Raw genomic sequence first — 24378 nt, forward strand, 5'->3', positions numbered from 1 at the left:
GTGGGTGTGCCCGCGGCGGGGTAGTCAGCCGCCCATGGCGCTCCCGCGGATCCTCGTCCTCGTGCTGGCCGGCGGCGCCGGAGGCCGCCTCGAGCTGCTGACGGAACGGCGGGCGAAGCCGGCCGTGCCCTTCGCCGGGGTCTACCGGCTCATCGACTTCCCGCTGAGCAACTGCCAGAACTCGCAGATCCCCGACGTCTGGGTGTCCATCCAGTTCCACCCCACGTCGCTGCACGACCACCTGTCCAACGGCCGCCCCTGGGACCTCGACCGGACGGTCGGCGGGCTGCTCACCCTTCCCCCGTACAAGGGCACCGAGCGCGGCGGGTGGAACACCGGCACCGCGGACTCCCTGTGGCGGCACGCCGACCTGATCCGGGACTTCGACGCGGACGCGCTGGTCGTCGTCAGCGCCGACGCCGTCTACAAGCTCGACTACCGCGAGGTGGCCGAGGCGCACCTGGGCTCCGGTGCGGAGGTGACGATGGTGACCACCGAGGTGGCCCCGGACGACGCGTCGCGCTACGGGATCGTCGAGGTCGGGGAGGGCGACCGGGTGAGCGGGTACGCGTACAAGCCCGACGAGCCGGCGACGACGACGGCGACCAACGAGGTGTTCGTCTTCTCCCCGGCCCCCACGCTGGACCGGCTGGAGGCGCTGAGCGACCAGGTCGGGGAGGAGGGGCTGGAGGACCTCGGCACCCACCTGCTGCCGGCGATGACGGCCGACGGGCTGGCACGCGCCTTCCCCCTCCAGGGCTACTGGCGCGACGTCGGCACCATCCCGGCCTACTGGGAGGCGCACCGGGAGTTCATCGCCGCGGAGCCGCCGCTGGACCTCGACGCGCCGCGGTGGCCGGTGCACACCCGCGGTGGGCGGCACAGCGCCGCGCGCGTGCTCAGCGAGGCGCACGTCGAGGACAGCCTGATCTCCGGCGGCACCCGCGTCGGCGGGGAGGTCCGCGGCTCGGTCCTCTCGCCGGGCGTGGTGATCGAGGCCGGGGCCACCGTCGTCGACTCGGTGCTCCTCCCCGGTGTCCGGGTGCGCTCGGGGGCGACGGTGACCCGGTCGGTGCTCGACGACGGCGTCGACGTCGGGCGGGGGGCGTCGATCGGCGGGGACGGCGAGATCACCCTGGTGGGCCGGGCGGCGCGGGTCGCCGACGGCAGCGAGCTGGCCGCGGGCGCCCGCTTCCCCGAACCGGAGGGCTGAGCCCCGCGGGAAGCTGCCGCCGTGCGGGCGCGTTGGCGGGAGCATGCGTCAGCCGAGCGAGTTCGACCTGCACTCGGAGTTCCTCCGCGCCGACCTCCTGCTGAACATGGGGCAGGCCGACGCGGCCGTCCGCATCCTGCGGCCGGTCGTCGACGCCGAGCCGCGCAACGAGGCGGTGCTGGAGCTGCTGGCGCGGGCCTACTACGGCTCGGCGCAGCTGCGGTCGGCCGAGGAGGCGCTCGCCCGCCTGGTGGAGCTGGCGCCGAGCAACGGCTGGGCCCGCCGGGCCCTGGCGCGCACGCTGGAGCGGCAGAGCCGGCGGGACGAGGCGGCCGTGCACCACCGGGTGGCCGACGCCTTCGGCGCCGCCTGACCGCGCCCGGGGCGGACCGGGCGTTCTGGGACGATGACCGCGGGGCCGTCGTGGCCCCCGTCCGCCCGGGCAGCGCCGTCCCGGTCCCGATCCGAGCCGCCGCTCGTCCAGGAGTCCTCATGCCCCGCCGCACCGTTCCCGGCACCCTGCTCGCCCTGGCCCTCGCCGCCGTCCTGACCGCCTGCGGCGGGGACGACGGGACCGGCTCGTCGACCGGCGACCCCGCGGTGGTGATCGCCGAGGAGATCACCACCGACCTCACGCAGGCGCCTGACGTGCCCGCCTCGGACGCGCCCGCGCCGACCGAGCTCGCCGTCGAGGACGTGGTGGTCGGGCAAGGGGTGGAGGCCACCGAGGGCGCCGCCGTCGCGGTGAAGTACGTGGGCGCGTTCTACGAGACCGGCGAGGAGTTCGACTCCTCCTGGAGCCGCGGAGCGGACGAGACGCTGCCGGTCACCCTGGGCGCGGGCCAGGTGATCCCGGGCTTCGACCAGGGGATCACCGGCATGCATGTCGGTGGCCGGCGGGTCATCGTCATCCCCAGCGAGCTGGGCTACGGCGAGCAGGACCGCGGACCCATCCCGGGCGGCTCGACGCTGGTCTTCGTGGTCGACCTGGTGGAGCTCGCTGCCTGACACGACCGTGCCGTTCGGCGTGCAGGGCGTGACGCCACGCCGCGTCGGGCCGGCGCGTCGCCGTCGGCCGCATCGGTCCGGTCGGCGGCGGGCACCGGGTCCTGCATGAGCATCCTCGGGAAGCTGATGGGAACGGCGCAGAGCGCGACGCGGGGCGGCCGCGGCATGGGCCGCAGGACGTCGGCGAGCAGGGGCGCCGGGCGTGGCCGCTCCGCCTCCTCCGGCGGTGGGATCGGGCGCCTCGTGCAGGGATTCCTCCGCCGTCGCTGAGCGGGGACGACGGCCCGGCCGCGCGGCCGGGCCGTCCTCACTCGCAGATCTCCAGCCGGGTCACCGAGCCGTTGTGCGGGGTGATCGCGGGCATCGCGTCGGGCCCCAGCCCGGCCGCCACGGCCTGCACCGCGCGGATCGTGTCCCCGTGGGTCACCAGCGCGACCACGTCGGCCGGGGGCTCGGCGCACAGCTGCGTGAGGTAGGCCGCCACCCGCGCGTGCAGCTCGGCCAGGCTCTCGCCGCCCTCGGCTGACCAGCGGGCGTCGGACCAGTCGACGACGTCCCACAGCTCCCGGGACGGCCGGCCCTCCAGGACGCCGTAGCCCTGCTCGCGCAGCGCCGGGGTGGTGCTGAAGGGCAGCCCGGTGGCGCGGGCGCAGTACTCGGCGGTCTGCACGGCGCGGAGCAGGTCGCTGGAGAGCAGCGCGCCCGGCCGCAGGCCGGCGAGCTCGGCGGCGGCCGCCTCGGCCTGCGTGTGACCCAGCGGCGTCAGGGGCACGTGGGCCACCTGCCCCTGCATGCGGCCGGCGGCGTTCCACTCGCTCTGCCCGTGGCGCACGAGCAGCAGGGTGACGGGTCGGGCCATGGCAAGGAGGCAGCGTAGGGCAGGGGTTCGCGGGCCCGCACGCCGCGCCTCGTACCGTCGTGGCCGTGAGCATCCCCGTCCGCCCCGGCGCGGCCCGTCCCGCAGCCCGTCCGGGTGACCCGGACCCCCTGGCGCCCCTCCTCGACCTGCCGGGCGTGCGCGACGCCGCCGACGCGGCCCGTGCCGGGATCGACCGGCTGCTGAGGCACAAGGTGTTGCGCCGGGAGTCCGCGGGCGTGAGCACCGAGTCGGCGCTGCGCGGGGCGCGCGCGTCCGCGGCGCTGGCGGGCGTCGACGTGCCGCTCGCCGAGCTGCGGGCGGGCGGGGTGGACGACCCGGTGGTGCAGGGCGCGCTGCGGGTCTCGGCGGCGCTCGGCTCGATGGTCGAGACCTGGCCGCGGGCGCCCGGGCAGGTCATCGCCCGCCTGCACGTGCTGGCCGCCGCCGATCTCGCCGACCGGGCCGACCTCGGTCGGCCCGCCGCGCACGCCGGCCCCCGGCTGGCGGGCCTGTTCTCCCTGGCCACCGGCACCACGACCGTGCCCGCCGTCCTCGTGGCTGCCCTCGTGCACGGCGAGCTGGCCGCCCTCGCCCCCTTCGGCGTCGCCGACGGCGTCGTCGCCCGGGGGGCCGCCCGGCTGACCGGCATCGCCAGGGGGCTGGACCCCAAGGCGGTGTCGGTACCCGAGGTGGGCTTCACCGAGCTGGGCCGGGAGGCCTACGCCGAGGCGCTCGCCGGCTACGTGACGGGCACCCCCGAGGGCGTGGCCGCGTGGCTCGTGCACTGCTGCCGCGCCACCGAGCACGGGGCCCTGGAAGGCCTGGCCATCTGCGAGAGCCTGCTCCGCGGCTGAGACTGGGGGCATGCGCACTCTCGACGTCCAGGGGCTGGGCCCCGTCAGCCGCATCGGTCTGGGCACCTGGCAGTTCGGGTCCCGCGAGTGGGGGTACGGCGACACCTACGCCGACCGGGCCGCCCGCGACATCGTGCGGCGGGCACGCGAACTCGGCATCACCCTGTTCGACACCGCCGAGATCTACGGCTTCGGGCGGAGCGAGCGGATCCTCGGCGAGGCGCTGGGGGAGGAGCGGGACCAGGTCGTCGTCGCCAGCAAGATCTTCCCGGTGGCGCCGTTCCCCCGGGTGGTGCGGCAGCGCTGGACCGGCAGCGCCCGTCGCCTGGGCCTGGACCGCATCCCTCTCTACCAGGTGCACCAGCCCAACCCGGTGGTGCCCGACACGGTGACCATGCCGGGCCTGCGGGCGCTGCTCGACGAGGGGCGGATCGGCGCCGTCGGCGTCTCCAACTACTCGCTGGACCGCTGGCGGGCCGCCGACGCGGCGCTCGGTGCGCCGGTGATCGCCAACCAGGTGCAGTTCTCGCTGGCGCACGCCGGTCCGCTGGCGGACCTGGTGCCCTTCGCCGAGCGCGAGGACCGGCTGGTCATCGCCTACAGCCCGCTGGCCCAGGGCCTCCTTGGCGGGAAGTACTCGGCCGACCACCGGCCCGGGGGCGTGCGCGCGGCCAACCCCCTGTTCCGCACCGAGAACCTGCGCCGGGTCGAGCCGCTGCTCGACGTGCTGCGCGAGGTGTCCGACGCGCACGACGCGACCCCCGCCCAGGTCGCGCTGGCGTGGCTCGTCGCGCAGCCGCGCGTGGTGGTGATCCCCGGCGCCTCGAGCGTCGAGCAGCTGGAGTTCAACGCAGCCGCCGACCAGCTGGAGCTGGCCGACGACGAGGTGGCGGCGCTGACCGCGGCCGCGCGCGCGTTCACCCCGGTGTCCGGCGTGCGCACCCTCGTCGACGGGCTCCGGGAGCGGTTCGGTCGCTGAGCGTCAGGCGCCGCGGCGGCGCCGGCGCGGCGCCGGGCCGGGAGCCGGCAGCCCGGCGCGCAGCGCCCGGTGCCGGGCGTACCAGGCCAGCCCGACGACGGCGGCGCCGACGCCCATGGCGGCGCCGGTGACCACCGGCGCCGGCGGCACCGAGAAGCGGGAGCGCATGCTCACCGGGCGCTCGAACCGCAGCACCGGCCAGCCGTGCTGCAGCGCGGCCTTGCGCAGCCCGCGGTCGGGGTTGACGGCGGTGGGGTGCCCCACGACCGAGAGCATCGGCAGGTCGGTGATCGAGTCGCTGTAGGCGTAGCAGTCGGCCAGGTCGAACCCGCCCTCGGCGGCCAGCCGGCGGATCGCCTCGGCCTTGTGCTCGCCGTACGCGTAGAACTCGATCTCGCCGGTGTACCGGCCGTCCTCGACGACCATCCGGGTGGCGACGACGCGGTCGACGCCGAGCATCTCGCCGATGGGCTCGACCATCTCCGCCCCGCTGCTGGAGACGATGACGATCTCCCGGCCGGCGGCGCGGTGCTCCTCGATGAGGTCGGCGGCCTCGGCGTAGACCAGCGGGTCGACGATCTCGTGCAGGGTCTCCCGGACGATCTCGTGCACCGTGGCCACGTCCCAGCCGGTGACCATCGCGGTGAGCTGGGTGCGCAGCCGCTCCATCTGCTGGGCGTCGGCGCCGGCGAGGGAGAAGACGAACTGGGCGTAGGCCGTCTTCAGCACGGCGCGCCGGTTGATCAGCCCACCGTGGAAGAACGGCCGGCCGAAGGCCAGCGTGCTGGACTTGGCGATGACCGTCTTGTCGAGGTCGAAGAACGCCGCGGCGCGGGACACGTCAGTCACGGTAGCTGGATCGGCAGGTAGGGCACCGAGATGCACGGTGTCCACACCCGATGGGGTCATCCACAATTCCCCTGCCGTTCTGGCGCCGTCCTCCTGGCGTCCGGTGGGGTAGCCCCGTGCCCGTCCCGATGCCGTCCCGACCGCTCCGTCCCCTCGTCGTCAGCACCGACGAGGAGCTGCTCGACGAGCTGCTCCGCCTGGTCGCCGCCGCCGGCGCCGAGGCGGAGGTGGCCACCGGCGGCCCGGCGCTGCGCCGTGCCCACCGCGAGGCGCCGCTGGTGCTGGTCGGCGCCGAGGAGCTGAGCGGCGGGGCGCTGCGCGGGCTGCCCCGCCGGCCGGGCGTGGTGGTGGTCTCCGGCGGGGAGCTGCCCGCCGCCGGGTGGGCCGTGGCCGTCGAGGTGGGGGCCGAGCGGGTGGCGGTGCTCCCGGCGGACGAGGCCTGGCTGCTCACCCGCTGCGCCAGCGCCGCCCGGGCGCCGGCCGAACGGGGTGGGTTGATCGCGGTGGGCGGTGCCTGCGGCGGGGCGGGCGCGAGCACGGTGGCCGCCGCGGTCGCCCTGGCCGCCCCCGGGGGCGCGGTGCTGGTCGACGCCGACGCCTGGGGCGGTGGGCTGGACCTGCTGCTCGGCGCCGAGCTCGCCCAGGGGCTGCGCTGGCCGGAGCTGACCGGCCTGCGCGGCGGCGTGGCCGGCCAGGCGCTGCTGGCCGCGCTGCCCGAGGTCGCCGGCGTCCACCTGGTCTCGGCCGACCGGGGCGGCGCGACGCCGGTGCCCGGTGAGGCGCTGGCCGCGGTGGTGGACGCCGGCCGCGGCACCGGGCGCCCGGTCGTCGTGGACCTGCCGCGCCCCGGCCCCGACGGCATCGGGCGCGGGCCGCAGGAGGTGCTGGCCGACGCCGACCTCGCGCTGCTCGTGGTGCCGGCCCGGCTGCGCGCCGCCACGGCCGCCCGCGAGCTCGTCGCGGCCGACGGCTCGCCGTGGTCCCCGGCGCAGCTGGTGGTGCGCACCGGGCCCGGCGGGCTGGCGCCCGGAGACGTGGCCGAGGTGGTGGGGCGGCCGGTGCTCGCCGAGCTGCCGCACGACCGGGGGGCGGTCGCCCGCGCCGAGCGCGGCCAGCTCCCCGGTGCGCACCCCCGGTCCCCGCTGGCCGCCGTCGCCCGGCGGGTGCTCGCGGCGCTGCCCGAGGCGGCCGGCCGGTGAGCGAGCCCTCGCTGCTGGACCGGGTGCGCGCCCGGCTCGCCGTGGCCGACGGTGTCCCCTCGCGGGCAGGCGTGGCCGCCGTGGTGCGCGACGAGGCCGGGGGGCTCCTGGGTGACCGGGACGTCCTGCTCGCCGCGCGCGACGCCGTGGACGAACTGGCCGGCGCCGGCCCGCTGGAGCCGCTGCTGCGACTGCCCGGGGTCACCGACGTCCTGGTCAACGGGCCCGAGGAGGTCTGGCTGGACCGCGGGGCCGGCCTGGAGCCGGCGGCCGGGATCCGGTTCCCCGACGACGACGCGGTGCGCCGGCTGGCCGTGCGACTGGCCGCGTCGGCCGGGCGGCGACTCGACGACGCCTGCCCCTGGGTCGACGTCGGCCTCCCCGGCGGCACCCGGTTGCACGCGGTCCTCCCGCCGGTCTCCGGCGGCGGCACGTGCCTGTCGCTGCGGGTGCTGCGCCGGTGCTCGCAGGCACTGGCCGACCTCGAGGCGCTGGGCGCGCTGCCCGGCGAGAGCGGGGCGCTGGTCCGCGCGGTGGTGGCGCGGCGGCTGGCGTTCCTGGTCACCGGGGGCACCGGCTCGGGGAAGACGACCCTGCTCTCCGCGCTGCTGGGTGAGGTGCACCCGGCCGAGCGGCTGGTGCTGTGCGAGGACGCCGCCGAGCTGACGCCGCCGCACCCGCACGTGGTCCGCCTGCTCACCCGGCCGCCGAACGTCGAGGGCGCGGGCGCGGTCGGCCTGCGCGACCTCGTCCGGCAGGCGCTGCGCATGCGCCCCGACCGGCTGGTCGTCGGGGAGGTGCGGGGCCCCGAGGTGGTCGACCTGCTGGCCGCGCTGAACACCGGTCACGACGGCGGGTGCGGCACCCTGCACGCCAACCGGTCGACCGAGGTGCCCGCCCGGCTGGAGGCGCTGGGCGTGGCCGCCGGGCTGGGGCGCGCCGCGGTGCACAGCCAGGCCGCGGCCGCGCTCGACGTGGTGGTGCACCTGCGCCGGGCGCCCGGGGGACGCCGGGTGGAGGAGATCGGGCTGCTGCGCCGGGACGGTGAGCTCGTGGTGGTGGAGCCGGGCTGGCGGGCCGACGGCGGCCCGTGCCCGGCCGGCGAGGCGCTGCGGCGGCTGCTGGCGGGCCCGTGACCGCAGCGCTGCTGGCCGCCGCGGGCGCGGCGCTCCTCTGGCCGGACGGCCGCGCGGTGGTCCGCCGCCGGCTGCTGCGGGTGACGCCGGCCGCTACCGGGGGCCCGTCTCGGTTGCCGCCGCTGCCGCTCACCGCCGCGGTGGTCGCCGGCGGGGCCGGCGCGCTGCTCGGCACACCGCTGGTCGCGGTGCTCGCCGCCGGCTGCGCCGCGTTCGCGGCCCGCGGCCGGCTGGCCCGCCGGAGGGACGCGGCCGACGCCACGCGCCAGGGGGTGCTCGCCGACGCGCTGGCCGCGTTCGCGGCGGAGCTGCGGGCGGGCCGCACGCTGGACGAGGCGGTACGCGCCGCCGCCGCCGACTGTCCCGACCCGCAGTGCGCCGCGGCGCTGGTGCGGGCCGTCCGCGCGCCGGTGCCCGCGGGAGCCGCGGAGGCACCTGGCGCCGACGGGGTCGCCGCCGCGCTCGCCCGGCTCTCGGCCGCCGTCGCGCTGAGCACCCGCACAGGCTGCTCCCTGGCCGCCGTGGTCGCCGCGGTCGAGAACGATCTCCGGGCCCGGCTGCGCCGGCGCCGCGAGCTGTTCGTGGCCACCGCCGGGCCCCGGGCCAGCGCCCGGCTGCTGGCCGGGCTGCCGGTGCTCGCGCTGGCGATGGGCGCCGGGATCGGCGCCGACCCGTGGCACGTCCTCACCCGCACCGGCACCGGGCAGGGGTTGCTGGTGGCCGGGGTGTTCCTGGAGGTGGCCGGCATCTCGTGGACCGGCCGCCTGCTGCGGCGGATCGCGCGATGACCGGCGCGCTGCCGGTGCTGCTGCTCGCCGTGGCGGTGGCCCTGTGGGTGCCCGGCTCGGCCGTGGTCGGCGAGCGGGTCCGCCGGGTGACCGGGCCCGGCCCTCCGCCGGCCGTCGCCGGCGACGCGGCGGCGGGTGCTCGGCGCCGCTGGCTGCTTGCGGGCGCGGCCGGCGTCGCGGCGGGCCTGCTGCTGGGCGGTGTGCCCGGGGCGTGCGCCGCCGTCGTGGTCGCCGCCGCGGGGGAGCGGCTGCTGCGCGGCGGCTCCCCCGACGAGGACGCCGCCGAGCGCACGGCCCTCCTGCGCGAGCTGCCGGCGGCCTGCGAGCTGCTCGCCGCCTGCCTGACCGCGGGGCTGCCGGTCGCCGGGGCGCTCGCCGCGGTGGCCGGTGCGGTGCCCGACCCGCTCGGCCGGCGGCTGCGCGGCGCGGCCGGGCTGTACCGGATGGGTGCCGAGCCCCGCCGGGCCTGGGCCGACCAACCGGCCGAGCTCGCCGGTCTGGCGCGCGTGCTGGTGCGGGCGGGTGAGTCCGGCGCCGCCGCGGTGCCGGCGCTGGTCGCCCTGGCCGAGGAGACCCGCACGGCGGCGCGGGCGCAGGCCCAGGCGGCGGTCCAGCGGGCGGGGGTGTGGGTACTCGCCCCGCTCGGGCTGTGCTTCCTGCCGGCGTTCGTCTGCCTCGGCGTGGTGCCGCTCGTGCTCGGCATCGCCGGCGACGTCTTCGGCTGACGCCGTCCACATCCTCCGGCGATCTCCACAGATGTCGCGTGCCCCTCGGCCGGGCCGCCCGCAACCCCGAGGCTCGATGGCACGGCCCCGCCGGGGGCCCCGACCGAGGAGGACGCCCGATGCCCGGAACCACGCCCGATCCCCGCAACCCGTCACCGGAGGGGGCCGAGGAGCCGCCTCGCGGCCTGCTCCTCCGCCGCCGGTGGGCGCGGCTGCAGACACGCGCGGAGGCCGGCATGAGCACCGCCGAGTACGCCGTCGGCACCGTGGCCGCCTGCGCCTTCGCCGCCGTGCTCTACCGGGTGGTCTCGGGCGACTCCATCGTCACCGGGCTCACCGAGCTGGTCGACGCCGCGCTGGCCACCCTCTCCTGAGCGGTGGCACGCCCAGCGGCCCGGCGCGGGGAGGCCGGGATGGTCACCGCCGAGACCGCCGTGGTCCTGCCGGTCCTGCTGCTCGTGCTCGCCGGGGCCGTCGCCGCGGTCACGGTCGTGGGCGCGCAGCTGCGGTGCGTCGACGCGGCCCGGGAGGGGGCCCGGGCCGCGTCGCGCGGGGAGGAGGTCGCGGTCGTCGCGGAGTGGGCCGGCCGGGCGGCGCCGGCGGGTGCCCGCACGGCGGTCACCGGCAGCGGGAGCGAGGTCCGCGTGACCGTGACGGCGGAGGTCCGGCCCCTGGGCCCGCTGCCCTGGCGGGTCACCGTCACCGCCGCGGCGGTGGCGCAGCGCGAGCCCGGGACAGAGCCCTCCGGATGAGCAGGGAGCGCGGCTCGGCCACGGTGTGGGTGCTGGTGCTCTGCGCCGTCCTGGTGACCGTCGCAGCCGGGGCGGTGCTGGTCGGCCTGGCCACGGTGGCCCGCCACCGGGCGGCGACGGCGGCGGATCTCGCCGCCCTGGCCGCCGCCGGGCGCGCGGTGCTGGGTGATCCGGCGGCCTGCACCGCGGCCGCCGAGGTCGCGGCCGCCAACGGCGCGGAGCTGACCGGGTGCCGGGTCACCGAGGGTGCGGTCGTCGAGGTGACCGTGCGCGTGCCGTTGCGGCTGGGCCGGCTCGGCGTGCACGGCGCGGAGGGCCGGGCCCGCGCCGGCCCGGTCGCAGCCGCCGCGCCGACCGGGTCAGAAGACGAGGTCCTCCTCGGCCGGCGCGGGCACCTCTTCGGCAGCAGTGACCGCGCCGGGAACCGGGGCGTCGTCGTCCTCGTCGGCGAGGTCGTCCGCGCCCCGCTCGTCGACGGTGGCCAGCTCGTCCAGGACGACGTCGAGCACCCGCACCGCGCCGGCCTTGTCGAGGGGGTCGTTGCCGTTGCCGCACTTGGGCGACTGCACGCACGAGGGGCAGCCGCTCTCGCACTCGCAGCTGGCCACGGTCGCGCGGGTGGCCTGCAGCCAGCTGCGCAGTGCCGCGTAGCCGCGTTCGGCGAAGCCCGCCCCGCCGGGGTGGCCGTCGTAGACGAAGATCGCCGCCGTCCCGGTGTCGGGGTGCACCGCGGTGGACAGGCCGCCGAGGTCCCAGCGGTCGCAGGTGGCCAGCAGCGGCAGGATGCCGATCGCCGCGTGCTCGGCGGCGTGCAGCGAGCCGGGCAGCGCCGCGTCGTCGACCTCTGCCCGCTGCACGGCGCGGGAGTCGAGGGCCAGCCACACCGCCTTGGTCCGCAGCTGGCGCGGCGGCAGGTCGAGCGGGAACTCGGCGAGCACCTCGCCGGTGCCCAGCCGCCGCCGCTGGTACGCGACCACCTGGTTGGTCACGTCGACGACGCCGGTGTGCGCGGTGACCGTGCCCAGCGACCGGGTCTGCTCGATCGAGACGATCGCCAGGTCGGTGACGTCGCGGGCCACCGTGGTCCAGTCGGGGCTCTCCGGGTGCACGACAGCGCAGGCGTCGTCGAGGTCGAACTCGTCGACGACGAAGGTGTCGCCCCGGTGCACGTAGAGGGCGCCCTCGTGCACGGTGGAGTGCGCGGCGCCGCCGTCGACGGTGCCGAGCAGTCGGCCGGTGCCGGCTTCGATGATCGCCACCGGCTCGTCCCCGCTGCCGCGGATGTCGACGTCGGGGCGGCCGCGCCCGGCCCAGTACCAGCCGGCCGGCCGCCGGCGCAGCTGCCCGGCGGCCACCAGCTCGTCCAGCTGCGCCTCGGCCACCGGGCCGCCGAAGTCGGCGAGGTCCGCGGGCACCAGCGGGAGCTCGGCCGCGGCGCAGCACAGCTGCGGGCCCAGCACGTAGGGGTTGGCCGGGTCGGTGACGGTGGCCTCGACCGGCCGCCCGAACACCGCCCGCGGGTGGTGGGCCAGGTAGTGGTCCAGCGGGTCGTCGCGCGCGACGAACACCACCAGTGACTCCCGCTGCGCCCGCCCGGCCCGCCCCGCCTGCTGCCAGAGCGAGGCGAGCGTCCCGGGGTAGCCGGCCAGCAGGACCGCGTCCAGTCCCGCGATGTCGATGCCGAGCTCGAGCGCGTTGGTGGTCGCCACGCCCAGCAGGTCCCCGGCCGAGAGCGCCCGCTCCAGCTCCCGGCGCTCCTCGGGCAGGTAGCCGCCGCGGTAGGAGTCCACCCGGGGGACGAGGTCGGCGCGGCCGCGGTCGTGCAGCAGCCGGCGGGCCTGCTCGGCCACCGACTCCGCGCTGCGGCGCGAGCGCACGAACGCCAGCGTCCGCGCGCCCCGCTCGACGAGGTCGGCGAGCAGGCCGGCGGCGTCGGCGGCGGCCGAGCGGCGCAGCGGCGCCCCGTGCTCGCCGGTCCGCTCGGTGAGCGGTGGTTCCCAGAGCGCGAAGGTGGCGCCCGGGCGCGGGGAGCCGTCGTCGGTGACGGCGACGACGTCCGCCCCGATCAGCCGGGTCGCCGCGGCGGCCGGGTCGGCCACGGTGGCCGACGCGAGCACGAAGACCGGGTCCGCGCCGTAGCGGCGGCAGATCCGGCGGAGCCGGCGCAGCACGTGCCCGACGTGCGAGCCGAACACCCCGCGGTAGGCGTGGCACTCGTCGATCACCACGTAGGCCACCCGGCGCAGCGTGCTCGACCAGCGCTGGTGCGCGGGCAGGATCCCGCGGTGCAGCATGTCGGGGTTGGTGACGATCCAGCGGGAGTGCCGCCGGACCCAGTCCCGCTCTTCGGCCGGGGTGTCGCCGTCGTAGGGGGCCGGCCGCACCGAGGGGTCCGCGAGCTCGGCCACCGAGGCCAGCTGGTCGCGGGCCAGCGCCTTGGTGGGCGCGAGGTAGAGGACGCAGGCGCGCGGGTCCTCGGCGAGCGTGGTCAGGGCCGGGAGCTGGTAGGCCAGCGACTTCCCCGACGCGGTGCCGGTGGCGACGACGACGTGCCGGCCTTCCCGCGCCGCCTGCGCCGCCGCGACCTGGTGCTGCCACGGAGCGCGCACGCCCCGTGCCACCAACCGGTCGCGCAGGCCCGGCTCCACCCACTCCGGCCACGCGGCCGTGCGGCTCTCACGCACCGGCAGGTGGTGCACGTGGGTCACCGGCTGCTCGTCCTCGGCCGTGTCCGCCAGCAGCGCGGCCAGCAGCTCGCCGCCGCCGGGCCAGGCCGCAGCGCCCCCGGACCGGTCGTCCGTGCCGGGAGGGGGAGCCGACCGGACCGGGTGGAGCGTGGTCACCTCCCCACTGTCACACCCGGGCGCAACCGGCCGTCGCCCGCCGGGAGAAGGAGCGCGCGGACCGGCCACATGCAGTGTGATCTCCCTTACACTTCGCGCCGTCCCGGGGCCCGCCCCCGGGACGCCGACCTCCGCCGCACCGGGGAGCACGGCGCCTCCCGGGCGGCCGCAGACGCCTGGAGTAGCCATGCCTGACGGATCGCTGTCCGGCGGGGAGACGGCGCTGGTCGCCGTCATCCTCGCGATCTCCCTCGCCGCGCTGGCCTTCGCCGCCTACCTGGTCCGCGCCGTCATCGCCGCCGATCAGGGCACGGAGAAGATGAAGGAGATCGCCCGGGCCGTCCAGGAGGGCGCGGCGGCCTACCTGCGTCGGCAGTTCCGCACGCTCAGCGTCTTCGCGGTGATCGTCTTCGCCCTGCTGCTGGTCCTCCCCGTGGCCGACGGCGGCTTCGGCACCCGGGTGGGACGGGCGGTGTTCTTCCTCGTCGGGGCACTGTTCTCGGCGCTGGTCGGCTTCATCGGCATGACCCTGGCCACGCGCGGCAACGTGCGGGTGGCGGCCGCCGCCCGCGAGGGCGGCTACCGGCCGGCCTTCCGCATCGCGTACCGGACCGGCGGCGTCTGCGGGATGATCACCATCGGCCTCGGCCTGTTCGGCGCGGCGCTGGTCCTGCTGCTGTTCGACGAGACCGCGCCGGTCGTCCTCGAGGGCTTCGGGTTCGGCGGTGCGCTGCTGGCGATGTTCATGCGCGTCGGCGGCGGCATCTTCACCAAGGCCGCCGACGTCGGCGCCGACCTGGTCGGCAAGGTCGAGGCCGGCATCCCGGAGGACGATCCCCGCAACGCCGCGACCATCGCCGACAACGTGGGCGACAACGTCGGCGACTGCGCCGGGATGGCCGCCGACCTCTTCGAGTCCTACGCCGTCACCCTGGTCGCCGCCCTCATCCTGGGCCAGGTCTTCTTCGGCTCGGTGGGCATGGTCTTCCCCCTCGTGGTGGCCGCGACCGGGGTCATCGCCTCGGTCGTGGGCATCCTGGCCACCAACCCGGGCAAGAACGACCGCAACGGCCTGGCCCCGATCAACCGCGGCTTCTTCGTCTCCGCCGTGGTGTCGCTGGTGCTCGTGGCGGTCGCCGCGTTCACCGTGCTGCCCGGCACCGGTGGGGGTGCGGGCCTGGCTGTCAGCCCGCAGGTGCTCGGCCTCGTGGCGGTGCTCGTCGGCGTCGTGCTGGCCGCGGCCATCCAGCAGCTCACCGGCTACTTCACCGAGACCAGCCGCAAGCCGGTCCAGGACGTCGGGCGCAGCTCCCTCACCGGACCGGCCACCGTCATCCTCTCCGGCATCTCGCTGGGCCTGGAGTCGGCGGTCTACGCCGCGCTGCTCATCGGGGGAGCGGTCTACGGCGCCTTCCTCATCGGGGGCGGGGCCGCGCTCTACGCCGTCGCCCTGGCCGGGTGCGGGCTGCTCACCACCGCCGGCGTGATCGTCTCCATGGACACCTTCGGCCCGGTCAGCGACAACGCCCAGGGCATCGCCGAGATGTCCGGCGACATCGACGACGACGGCGCCCGGGTGCTCACCGACCTCGACGCCGTCGGCAACACCACCAAGGCGATCACCAAGGGCATCGCCATCGCCACCGCCGTCCTCGCCGCCACCGCGCTCTTCGGCTCCTACAACGCCCAGGTCGCCGTCGCGCTCGACGAGGCCGGCGCCACGCTCGGCACCGCCTTCAGCCTGGTCAACCCGAACAACATCGTCGGTGCGGTCCTCGGCGCCGCAGTGGTCTTCTTCTTCTCCGGGCTGGCCATCAGCGCCGTGTCCCGGGCCGCCGGACGCGTGGTCTTCGAGGTGCGCGAGCAGTTCCGCACGCACCCCGGGATCATGACGTTCGAGGAGCGGCCGGACTACAGCCGGGTCGTCGACATCTGCACCAAGGACTCGCTGCGCGAGCTCGCCACCCCGGGCCTGCTGGCCGTACTGGCGCCGGTGGCCGTGGGCTTCGGTCTCGGCATCGGCCCGCTGGCCGCCTACCTCGTCGGCGCCATCGCGGCGGGCACCCTCATGGCGGTGTTCCTCTCCAACTCCGGCGGCGCCTGGGACAACGCCAAGAAGATGGTGGAGGACGGCAGCTACGGGGGGAAGGGCAGCGAGGCCCACGCGGCCACCGTCATCGGCGACACGGTGGGCGACCCCTTCAAGGACACCGCCGGCCCGGCGATCAACCCGCTGATCAAGGTGATGAACCTGGTGGCACTGCTCATCGCACCCGCGGTGGTCGCCCTGTCGGTCGGGGAGGGCGCCAACACCCCGGTCCGGGTGGCGATCGCGCTGGCCGCCGTCGTCGTCATCGTGGTCGCGGTCGTGGTGTCCAAGCGGCGCTCGGTCGTCGTCGGCGAGGCGACGACGGCGTCCTCCACCGGGTCCGAGCTCACCACCAGCGCGCCCTGAACACCGCCGGCGGCTGACCCCTTGGCGGTACACCGCCTTCCACCTGCGGGAACACGGCCGCACCATCCACGTTGGTCGGGGTGGCGGCACGCCCATGGAGAGGTCGCCCCCGGCGCCACGGCGCCGGGGTGGCTTACCGTGGCCCGCCGAGGGGCGTTCCGCGGTGGCGCCCGCCGCCCCGGCACCCGCCGGGGCGACGCAGGAGACCGGCCGACCGGCCGGTCCCGCCGCACCCGCACCGCCCCCGCAGCACCGACAGGAGTCCCGTGCCCACCAAGACCACGCAGACCGAGAGCGACCCCACGACGGACGGCGCGAAGAAGACGCCGGCCCGCCGGGGCTCGGCCGCGTCCGGCGGCCGGCCGCTGGTCATCGTCGAGTCGCCGACGAAGGCGAACAAGATCGCCGGCTACCTGGGCAGCGGCTACGTCGTCGAGGCCAGCGTCGGGCACATCCGCGACCTGCCGCGCAACGCCGCCGACGTCCCGGCCGAGCACAAGGGCGCGGCGTGGGCGCGGCTCGGTGTCGACGTCGACAACTCCTTCGAGCCGCTCTACGTGGTCAGCCCCGACCGCAAGCAGCAGGTCACCCGGCTCAAGCAGCTGGTGAAGGACGCCAGCGAGATCTACCTCGCGACAGACGAGGACCGCGAGGGCGAGGCCATCGCCTGGCACCTGATCGACACCCTCAAGCCGCGGGTGCCGGTGCGCCGGATGGTCTTCCACGAGATCACTCCCGAGGCGATCGCCCGTGCCGTGGCCAACCCGCGGGAGCTCGACACCCACCTGGTCGACGCGCAGGAGACCCGCCGCATCCTCGACCGGCTCTACGGCTACGAGGTCTCCCCGGTCCTCTGGAAGAAGGTGCTGCCGAAGCTCTCGGCCGGCCGCGTCCAGTCGGTGGCCACCCGCATCGTCGTGGAGCGCGAGCGGGAGCGGATGGCCTTCCACGCCGCCGACTACTGGTCGCTGGAGGGCACCTTCGCCGTCCCCGGCCGCGCCGCCGGCGCCGACGCGGGCGAGCCCACCACCGTGCGGGCCAAGCTGGTCAGCGTCGACGACAGCCGCGTCGCCACCGGCAAGGACTTCGACGCAGCCACCGGCCGCGTCACCGGTGACGTCGTGCACCTCGACGAGGCCGGCGCCCGCGGCCTGGCCGCCCGGCTCGAGGGCCGCCAGGTGAGCGTCAGCCGGGTCGACGAGAAGCCCTACCGTCGTCGTCCGTACGCCCCGTTCACCACCTCCACGCTGCAGATGGAGGCCGGTCGCAAGCTCGGCTGGTCGTCGGCGCAGGTCATGCGGGTGGCGCAGCGGCTGTACGAGAACGGCCACATCACCTACATGCGGACCGACTCGACGAACCTGTCGGCCGAGGCGGTCAACGCCGCTCGCACCCAGGCGCGGGAGCTGTACGGCGACGCGTACGTGCCGCCGGAGGCGCGGGTCTACAGCAAGAAGTCCAAGGGGGCGCAGGAGGCGCACGAGGCCATCCGGCCCGCCGGGGACAGCTTCCGGACCCCCGGTCAGCTGGCGTCGGAGCTGGCGCGCGACGAGTTCCGGCTCTACGAGCTGATCTGGCAGCGCACCGTCGCCTCGCAGATGGCCGACGCCGTCGGCCAGACCGTCAGCGTCCGGCTGGCCGGTCGCAGCAGCACCGACGAGGCGGTCGAGTTCACCGCCAGCGGCCGCACGATCACCTTCCCCGGCTTCCTGCGGGCCTACGTGGAGTCCCGGGACGAGGGCGCGCAGAAGGACGGCGACGACGACCACGGCAGCGACGACGCCGAGCGCCGGCTGCCGCGCCTGGAGCGCGGCCAGACCCTCGACACCCGGTCGCTCGACGCCAAGGGCCACACCACCCAGCCGCCGTCCCGCTACACCGAGCCGAGCCTGGTGGCCCGGCTGGAGGAGCTGGGGATCGGCCGGCCGTCGACCTTCGCGTCGATCATGCAGACCATCCAGGACCGCGGGTACGTGTGGAAGAAGGGCAACGCCCTCGTCCCGTCGTTCGTGGCGTTCGCCGTGGTCAACCTGCTCGAGCAGTACTTCGCCCAGCTGGTCGACTACCAGTTCACCGCCTCGCTGGAGGAGGAGCTCGACGAGATCGCCGGCGGGAACCTGGGCCGGGTGGACTGGCTGACCGAGTTCTACTTCGGTGGCGAGGGCCGGCACGCCGGCGCGATCGCGCAGTCCGGCGGGCTCAAGCAGGTCATCGGCCAGCGGCTGGAGGAGATCGACGCCCGCGGCATCAACTCGATCCCGCTGCGCGCCACCGACCGCGAGGGCCGTCCGGTCGTCGTCCGCGTCGGCCGCTACGGCCCCTACCTGCAGGCCGACGGCGAGGACGGCGCGCGCGTCAGCATCCCCGAGGACCTCGCGCCCGACGAGCTGACCGAGGAGAAGGTTCGCGAGCTGCTGGAGGCGCCCTCGGGCGACCGGGAGCTGGGCACCGACCCGGAGTCCGGGCACCCGGTCGTGGTGAAGGCCGGCCGCTACGGCCCCTACGTCACCACCGTCGTCCCCGAGGGGAGCAAGGAGTCGCCGCGCACGGCGAGCCTGTTCTCCTCGATGTCCCCGGAGACGGTGACCATCGACGACGCGCTGAAGCTCCTGACGCTGCCGCGCACCGTCGGCACCGCGCCCGACGGCGAGGAGATCCAGGCGCTCAACGGCCGCTACGGCCCCTACCTCAAGAAGGGCACCGACTCCCGCTCGCTCGACAGCGAGGACAAGCTGTTCACCACCACCCTGGACGAGGCGCTGGCGATCTTCGCCCAGCCCAAGCAGCGCGGCCGGGCCGCGGCCAAGGCCCCGCTCAAGGAGCTCGGCCCCGACCCGGTCACCCAGGGCCAGATCACCGTGCGCGAGGGCCGGTTCGGCCCCTACGTGACCGACGGCGAGACCAACGCCAGCCTGCGCAAGGGCGACGACGTCGAGTCGATCACGATCGAGCGCGCCGCCGAGCTCCTGGCCGACCGCCGAGCCGCTGGACCGTCGAAGAAGAAGGCCGCCAAGAAGACGACGGCGAAGAAGACGGCGGCGAAGAAGACGACCGCGAAGAAGGCCACCGCGAAGAAGACGACCGCGAAGAAGGCCGCCACGACGGCGTCGGACCCGGTCACCGCGGGCTGATGAAGGACCCCGTCCCCCGCACCCCTCGCATGCTCGGGGGAGGCCTCGGGGCAGGGCCGCCGGACGAGGACGCGCTGGGGGCACGGGCGCGCTCGTTCGGGGCGGTCGCGGCCGGGTACGCCGCGCTGCGGCCGACGTACCCGGTCGACGCGGTCGAGTTCCTCCTCGGCCGGGACCGGTCGCTCGACGTGCTCGACGTCGGTGCCGGCACGGGACTGCTCACCCAGGTCGTGCTGGGCCTGGGGCACCGCGTCCGCGCGGTCGACCCGTCCCCGGAGATGCTGGCCGAGCTCGGCGCCCGGTTCCCGGCGGTCGCCACCGCCGTGGGGACCGCGGAGCGGCTCCCGGCTGGGAACGCCTCGGTCGACGCCGTCGTGGCCGGGCAGGCCGCGCACTGGTTCGACCCGGTCCCGGCCGCCCGCGAGATCCGCCGGGTGCTCCGTCCCGGTGTCGTCCTCGGCCTGGTCTGGAACACCCGCGACGACCGGGTGCCCTGGATCGCCGCACTGGAGGAGCTGATCGCCGACGAGGCGCGCGGGCACGAGGCCGACCAGCGCGTCGTCGACCGCTTCGCCGAGGAGCTCGGGGCCGACGTCGAGGTCGTCGAGTCGGGGATCGTGCAGCGTGCGGGCCCCGAGGACGTCGTCGGCGGCATCGCCACCCGCAGCTACGTGGCGGTCATGGACGGCGCCCGGCGCGAGGAGTTCCTCTCCGCGATCCGCCGGCTGCTGGCCGACCACCCCGGCACCCGGGGGCGGCCGGAGCTCGAGCTGCCCTACCGGACGCACGCCTACCGGCTCACCCCGCGCTGACCGCCGCCGGCCGACGGTCAGGACAGGCGGGTGCCGACGGCGAAGACCCGCCGGAAGGGCAGCAGCGTCGTGCCGTCGGGTCGGGGCGGGTAGGCCGTCCGCAGGGCCTCGGCGTAGGCGGCGGAGAACGCGGTCGCGGCGTCGTCGTCCAGCCGGGCGAGGACCGGGCGCAGCACCGTCGAGCGCACCCAGGCCAGCACCGGGTCGGGCCCGCTCAGCTCATGCAGGTACGTCGTCTCCCAGACGTCGGGCACCAACCCCGCCCCGGTGAGCACCTCGGCGTAGCCGGCGGGCTCGAGCACGGCGTCGGCCCGCGGCGCGACGCCGGCCAGCCGGTCGGCCCACTCCGGGCGGCGGCACAGGTCGGCCAGCAGCGCGTGGGTGGGTGCCCGGAAGTTGCCCGGCACCTGGACGGCGAGCCACCCGCCGGCCGGCAGGGCCGCGGCCCAGCGCGCCATGAGGTCCGGGTGCCCGGGCACCCAGTGCAGGACGGCGTTGCTGACGACGACGTCCACCGCGCCGGCCGGGGTCCAGTCCCGCACGTCGCCGAGCCGGAACTCCACGTGCCCGGGAGCGGTGGCGGTGACCGCGGCCAGCATCTCGGGGGAGGAGTCGACGCCGATGACGCGGGCACCCGGCCAGCGCTGCGCCAGCGAAGCGGTCAGGGAGCCCTCTCCGCAGCCCAGGTCGACGACGACCCGCGGGTCGGGGGCCCCCACCCGGGCGAGCAGGTCGGCGAACGGGCGGGCGCGTTCCCCGGCGAACCGCAGGTAGGTGTCCGGGTGCCAACGGCCGGGTGAAGTCTTGCCGGCCTGGCGCGTCGGATCCCCGGTCGCCCTCATCATCCCCGACCCTGACAGGGCTCCGCCCGTCCGCGGAGCCGTCGAGAACCGCCCACCCGCCGGGTAATGCGGTGCCGGAACGTGGTCCCCGGCCGGTACCGTAACCCCGCTGGGCCCGCTCCGCCCTGCCGCCCACCGACCTGGGGAGCTCGCCATTTCGGCCGACCCGAACTCACCGGCACCGCCCGAGAAGGCGGTGCCGGCTGCTCCGGTCGGGGAGCCGGCCGCCCCGGGCGACGGGCTGCCGCCCGCCGGCACGCCGGTGCCGCCGTCCGCGGGCCCGCCCCTGACCGACGTCGGCCCGGACGGCGCACCCCCCGGCTCGTCCGCCTCGGGCGCGGACGGCTCCGGTGCGGTGGGCACGGTGGCCAAGATCCGCGCGGTGCTGCGGGTGCGCGACTTCCGCAAGCTCTGGCTGTCCACGCTGCTGTCCAGCTTCGGTGACTGGCTCGGCCTGCTCGCCATCACCGTCACGGCGACGATGACCTTCGACGACTACGCCGCGCAGAACTTCGCGCTGGCCGGCGTCCTGCTCTTCCGGCTGCTCCCGGCCATCGTGCTCGGCCCGGTGGCCGGGGCCTTCGCCGACCGGTTCGACCGGCGGAAGACGATGGTGGTCACCGACATCTTCCGGTTCGGGCTGTTCGCCTCGATCCCGATCGTCGACAACCTCATCTGGCTCTTCATCGCCCAGTTCGTCATCGAGGCCTTCAGCCTGTTCTGGATCCCGGCCAAGGACGCCGCCGTCCCCAACATGCTGCGCAAGGACCAGCTGGAGCCGGCCAACCAGCTCTCCCTGGTCACCACCTACGGGCTCACCCCGGTGGCCGCGGCGATCGTGTTCGCCCTGCTCACCAGCGTGGGCGGCGAGCTCAGCGCCGTCCTGCCGGGCGTGGACGAGGTGGACCTCGCCCTCTACCTGAACGCGCTCACCTTCCTGGTCGCGGCCTTCGTCATCTGGAACCTGCCGTCGATCAGCGGCCGTCGGGCGGAGGGGGCGGTGGTCGGCCAGCAGGAGAGCTTCCTCGGCTCGCTGGTCAAGGGCTTCTCCTTCGCCGGGCACACCCGCCTGATCCGGGGCCTGGTCGTGGGCATCACCGGGGCCTTCGTCGCGGCGGGCGCGATCATCGCCACCGGGCAGGCCTACGTCAACGTGCTCGGGGGCGGCGAGGCGGCGTACGGCCTGCTGTTCGGGGCCGTCTTCGTCGGCCTGGGCCTGGGCATCGGCATCGGCCCCAGCGTGGCCCGCGACCTCGCCCGCGAGCGCATCTTCGGGCTGGCGATCGTCGGCGCCGGGGTGGTCGTGGTGCTGCTGTCGCTGTCCTTCGCGCTGTGGATCTCGCTGCTGCTCGTGGTCGTCATGGGCTTCTTCGCCGGCATGGCCTTCCTGGCCGGGATCACCCTGATCGGCACCGAGGTGGAGGACTCGATCCGGGGCCGCACCTTCGCGATCGTGCAGTCCCTGGTCCGCGCGGCGCTGATCATCTCCCTGGCCCTCGTGCCGATCGGGGTGGGGCTGATCGGCCGGGAGGAGCTCGACCTCGGCGCCGTCGTGCTGCCGCTCTCCGGCGAGCGGATCATGCTGCTCGCGGCCGGGCTGCTGGCCATCGGCGTCGGGTTGCTCGCCTACCGGCAGATGGACGACCGGCGCCCCATCCCGCTGTGGGCCGACGTCGTCACCGCGCTGCGCCGCGACACCACCGCGCGCCGCAGGCTGGCCGGGGGCGGGGTGCTCATCGCCTTCGAGGGCGGCGAGGGGGCCGGCAAGTCCACCCAGGTGCGCCGGCTGCAGGAGTGGCTCGCCGACGAGGGGCTGACCGCCCGTGCGTCCTTCGAGCCCGGCGCCACCCCGCCGGGGGCCGGGATCCGCTCGATCGTGCTTGACCGCGCCCAGGTGGGCATCGCCCCGCGGGCCGAGGCGCTGCTCTACGCCGCCGACCGCGCCCAGCACGTGCACGAGGTGCTGCGCCCCGCGCTCGACGCCGGCGAGGTCGTGATCACCGACCGGTTCATCGACAGCTCGCTGGCCTACCAGGGCGCCGGGCGCACGATCCCGCTCGACGACGTCCGCACGATCTCCCGCTGGGCCAGCCAGGGCCTGCAGCCCGACCTGACGGTCCTGCTCGACCTGCCGCCCGAGGTGGGCCTCGCGCGAGCCCGCGGCCGGGCCGCCGCCGACCGGCTGGAGTCGGAGTCGCTGGAGTTCCACCAGCGGGTGCGGCGCACCTTCCAGGAGCTCGCCGAGGCCGAGCCCGACCGCTACCTGGTGCTCGACGCGCGGCGTTCACCCGACGAGCTCGCGGCCGCGATCCGGGTGCGGGTCGCCGAGCTGCTCTCCGGGCTGCCGCTGCAGACCCCCGCACCGCCGGCCGCCCAGACCCAGGTCGCTCCCGAGCTGCGGCACGACGGCCGGGGCGGTGCCCACGCGCACCATCCGCACGCGCAGACCGGCGCCACGCCGCAGCTGCACCCGTGACGGCCCCGGTGGTGGCGCCCGAGGAAGGCGTCTGGACGCAGGTGATCGGCCAGCCGGCCGTGGTGGCCGAGCTGCGGGCGGCGATCGCCGAACCGGCGGCGATGACCCACGCCTGGTTGTTCACCGGCCCGCCGGGCTCCGGCCGGTCGGTGGCCGCACGGGCCTTCGCCGCCGCGCTGCAGTGCCCGGCGGGCGGGGACGGCACCTGCCACGCGTGCCGCACCGTGTTGGCCGGGACGCACGCCGACGTGCAGCTGATCGTCCCCGAGGGTCTGTCCATCGGCGTCGCCGAGGTGCGCGAGCTCGTGCGCATCGCCGGCCGGGCTCCCTCGCAGGGGCGCTGGCAGGTGGTCGTGGTGGAGGACGCCGACCGCATGACCGAGCAGGCCTCCAACACCGTGCTCAAGATGCTCGAGGAGCCGCCGCCGCGCACCGTCTTCCTGCTGTGCGCGCCCAGCCTCCACCCCGACGACGTGCCGGTCACCATCCGCTCGCGCTGCCGCGTCATCGGGCTGCGCACCCCGCCGGCGGAGGCCGTCGCCGAGGTGCTGGTCCGCCGCGACGGCGTCGACCCGGCGCTGGCCGCCTGGTCGGCCGCGGCGTCCGGCGGGCACGTGGGCCGGGCCCGGCGGCTGGCCCGGGACGAGACGGCCCGGCTGGCCCGCAAGGCGGTGCTCGACGTCCCCCTGCGGCTGGTCTCCCTCGCCGCCTGCCTGGACGCCGCCGACGACCTGGTGGGCGCGGCGAAGGAGGAGGCGGACGAGGCCTCCGCCGCCCTGGACGGGGCCGAGACCGAGGCGGTCAAGGCCAGCCTGGGGGTCGGCGCGCGCGGGCCCGGCGTGGCCGCCGCCAGCCGGGGTGCCGGGCAGCTCAAGGAGCTGGAGAAGCGGCAGAAGTCCCGGTCCACCCGGCTGGGCCGCGACTCGCTGGACCGCGCGCTGGTCGACCTGGCCGGGCTCTACCGCGATGCGCTGGTCCTCGACGCCGCTGTGTCCTCCCGGACCCACCCCGCGCCGCAGCTCAACCACCCCGACCGCCGCACCGACGCCGAGGAGCTGGCCCGGCGGATCGGCGCGGAGGGGGCGCTGCGCCGCATCGACGCCATCCTGGCCTGCCGCCGTGCGCTGGAGCAGAACGTGAAGCCCCAGGTGGCCCTGGAGGCGCTGACCGTCGCGCTGCGCCTGCCCGCCTGAGGAAGGCCCTTGCTGCCCTCCTTCGCTCCTGGGCTCGCCGGGGACCGTGCGGGAGGGCCGCTGCGCGGAGCGGGGCGTGCGGTGTCGTAGGCTGTGCGGGCAGTTCGCCGCCTTAGCTCAGTCGGTAGAGCATCTCACTCGTAATGAGAAGGTCGTCGGTTCGATTCCGACAGGCGGCTCGCGCAGCACGGGCCCGTCCGCGAGGACGGGCCCGTCGTCGTTCCCCGGTGAGCGCAACGGCGCCCGTGCGCGCCGGGCACCGAT

Annotated in this window: 20 protein-coding genes, 1 tRNA gene and 1 pseudogene; 18 read left to right on the forward strand and 4 right to left on the reverse strand. The window is 76.3% G+C overall.

Features of this window, described 5'->3' with window-relative positions:
• The first annotated feature begins 34 nt into the window (after positions 1-34).
• From ACI8AG_RS02655 to ACI8AG_RS02665, 3 genes are all read left to right on the forward strand, one after another.
• On the forward strand, positions 35-1213 hold the full coding sequence (locus tag ACI8AG_RS02655; RefSeq protein WP_456595811.1) for a glucose-1-phosphate adenylyltransferase family protein: 1179 nt from the start codon (positions 35-37) through the stop codon (positions 1211-1213).
• Positions 1214-1256: 43 nt separating this feature from the next.
• On the forward strand, positions 1257-1586 hold the full coding sequence (locus tag ACI8AG_RS02660) for a tetratricopeptide repeat protein (RefSeq protein ID WP_456595812.1): 330 nt from the start codon (positions 1257-1259) through the stop codon (positions 1584-1586).
• Positions 1587-1705: 119 nt separating this feature from the next.
• Positions 1706-2221: an FKBP-type peptidyl-prolyl cis-trans isomerase gene (locus ACI8AG_RS02665; protein WP_456595813.1), complete on the forward strand. Its 516-nt coding sequence runs from the start codon at positions 1706-1708 to the stop codon at positions 2219-2221.
• Between the two features lie 307 nt (positions 2222-2528).
• Here the strand turns inward: ACI8AG_RS02665 and ACI8AG_RS02670 are convergent, their stop codons facing one another.
• Positions 2529-3080, reverse strand: a complete 552-nt coding sequence (locus ACI8AG_RS02670) for a histidine phosphatase family protein (RefSeq protein WP_456595814.1) — start codon at positions 3078-3080, stop codon at positions 2529-2531.
• A gap of 65 nt (positions 3081-3145) precedes the next feature.
• Here ACI8AG_RS02670 and ACI8AG_RS02675 point away from each other — a divergent pair, with 65 nt between their 5' ends.
• Positions 3146-3934: an oxidoreductase gene (locus ACI8AG_RS02675; protein WP_456588167.1), complete on the forward strand. Its 789-nt coding sequence runs from the start codon at positions 3146-3148 to the stop codon at positions 3932-3934.
• A 10-nt stretch (positions 3935-3944) separates the two neighbouring features.
• Positions 3945-4913, forward strand: coding sequence for an aldo/keto reductase (locus ACI8AG_RS02680; protein WP_456595815.1), 969 nt, complete (start codon positions 3945-3947; stop codon positions 4911-4913).
• 3 nt (positions 4914-4916) lie between these two features.
• Here the strand turns inward: ACI8AG_RS02680 and ACI8AG_RS02685 are convergent, their stop codons facing one another.
• Entirely contained in the window at positions 4917-5753 is an 837-nt protein-coding gene (locus tag ACI8AG_RS02685) for an HAD family hydrolase (protein ID WP_456595816.1), read from the reverse strand.
• Positions 5754-5878: 125 nt separating this feature from the next.
• Between ACI8AG_RS02685 and ssd the strand changes: the two genes are divergently transcribed.
• From ssd to ACI8AG_RS02720, 7 genes and pseudogenes are all read left to right on the forward strand, one after another.
• On the forward strand, positions 5879-6961 hold the full coding sequence (ssd, locus tag ACI8AG_RS02690) for a septum site-determining protein Ssd (protein WP_456595817.1): 1083 nt from the start codon (positions 5879-5881) through the stop codon (positions 6959-6961).
• Positions 6958-8097: a TadA family conjugal transfer-associated ATPase gene (locus tag ACI8AG_RS02695; RefSeq protein WP_456595818.1), complete on the forward strand. Its 1140-nt coding sequence runs from the start codon at positions 6958-6960 to the stop codon at positions 8095-8097. The genes ssd and ACI8AG_RS02695 overlap by 4 nt, the downstream gene beginning before the upstream one ends.
• Positions 8094-8885, forward strand: a complete 792-nt coding sequence (locus ACI8AG_RS02700; RefSeq protein WP_456595819.1) for a type II secretion system F family protein — start codon at positions 8094-8096, stop codon at positions 8883-8885. Before ACI8AG_RS02695 ends, ACI8AG_RS02700 begins: the two co-directional genes overlap by 4 nt.
• Positions 8882-9610: a type II secretion system F family protein gene (locus ACI8AG_RS02705; protein WP_456595820.1), complete on the forward strand. Its 729-nt coding sequence runs from the start codon at positions 8882-8884 to the stop codon at positions 9608-9610. The genes ACI8AG_RS02700 and ACI8AG_RS02705 overlap by 4 nt, the downstream gene beginning before the upstream one ends.
• 119 nt (positions 9611-9729) lie before the next feature.
• Positions 9730-9984 carry a DUF4244 domain-containing protein gene (locus tag ACI8AG_RS02710; RefSeq protein ID WP_456595821.1) on the forward strand — a complete coding sequence of 85 codons (255 nt, stop codon included), beginning with the start codon at positions 9730-9732 and terminating at the stop codon, positions 9982-9984.
• Positions 9985-9987: 3 nt separating this feature from the next.
• Complete coding sequence (locus ACI8AG_RS02715; RefSeq protein WP_456595822.1) at positions 9988-10362, forward strand: TadE family type IV pilus minor pilin; 375 nt, start codon at positions 9988-9990, stop codon at positions 10360-10362.
• Positions 10359-10685 (forward strand): annotated as a pseudogene (locus tag ACI8AG_RS02720) (Rv3654c family TadE-like protein); the annotation flags it as partial. The gene ACI8AG_RS02715 and the pseudogene ACI8AG_RS02720, both read left to right, overlap by 4 nt.
• 36 nt (positions 10686-10721) lie before the next feature.
• On the opposite strand, the gene ACI8AG_RS02725 reads toward ACI8AG_RS02720, so the two are convergent.
• Complete coding sequence (locus ACI8AG_RS02725) at positions 10722-13205, reverse strand: DEAD/DEAH box helicase (RefSeq protein ID WP_456595823.1); 2484 nt, start codon at positions 13203-13205, stop codon at positions 10722-10724.
• Positions 13206-13392: 187 nt separating this feature from the next.
• Between ACI8AG_RS02725 and ACI8AG_RS02730 the strand changes: the two genes are divergently transcribed.
• The 3 genes from ACI8AG_RS02730 (at position 13393) to ACI8AG_RS02740 (ending at position 19603) form a co-directional block, all read left to right on the forward strand.
• Positions 13393-15660 (forward strand): sodium-translocating pyrophosphatase, encoded by a 2268-nt coding sequence (locus ACI8AG_RS02730; RefSeq protein ID WP_456595824.1) that lies wholly within the window; start codon positions 13393-13395, stop codon positions 15658-15660.
• A 266-nt stretch (positions 15661-15926) separates the two neighbouring features.
• The gene (gene topA, locus ACI8AG_RS02735; RefSeq protein ID WP_456595825.1) at positions 15927-18791 is read left to right on the forward strand and encodes a type I DNA topoisomerase; all 2865 of its coding nucleotides are present in this window, start codon (positions 15927-15929) and stop codon (positions 18789-18791) included.
• A complete protein-coding gene (locus tag ACI8AG_RS02740) occupies positions 18791-19603 on the forward strand; it encodes a class I SAM-dependent methyltransferase (protein ID WP_456595826.1) in 813 nt (270 codons plus the stop codon). The genes topA and ACI8AG_RS02740 overlap by 1 nt, the downstream gene beginning before the upstream one ends.
• Before the next feature lie 17 nt (positions 19604-19620).
• On the opposite strand, the gene ACI8AG_RS02745 is transcribed toward ACI8AG_RS02740, so the two are convergent.
• On the reverse strand, positions 19621-20445 hold the full coding sequence (locus ACI8AG_RS02745) for a trans-aconitate 2-methyltransferase (RefSeq protein ID WP_456595827.1): 825 nt from the start codon (positions 20443-20445) through the stop codon (positions 19621-19623).
• Positions 20446-20641: 196 nt separating this feature from the next.
• Between ACI8AG_RS02745 and tmk the strand changes: the two genes are divergently transcribed.
• From tmk to ACI8AG_RS02760, 3 genes are all read left to right on the forward strand, one after another.
• A complete protein-coding gene (gene tmk / locus ACI8AG_RS02750; protein WP_456588153.1) occupies positions 20642-22921 on the forward strand; it encodes a dTMP kinase in 2280 nt (759 codons plus the stop codon).
• Entirely contained in the window at positions 22918-24114 is a 1197-nt protein-coding gene (locus ACI8AG_RS02755) for a DNA polymerase III subunit delta' (RefSeq protein ID WP_456595828.1), read from the forward strand. Before tmk ends, ACI8AG_RS02755 begins: the two co-directional genes overlap by 4 nt.
• A 106-nt stretch (positions 24115-24220) precedes the next feature.
• A tRNA-Thr gene (locus tag ACI8AG_RS02760) sits at positions 24221-24293 on the forward strand.
• Positions 24294-24378 lie beyond the last annotated feature (85 nt).

The organism is Blastococcus sp. SYSU DS0552 (assembly GCF_054050815.1).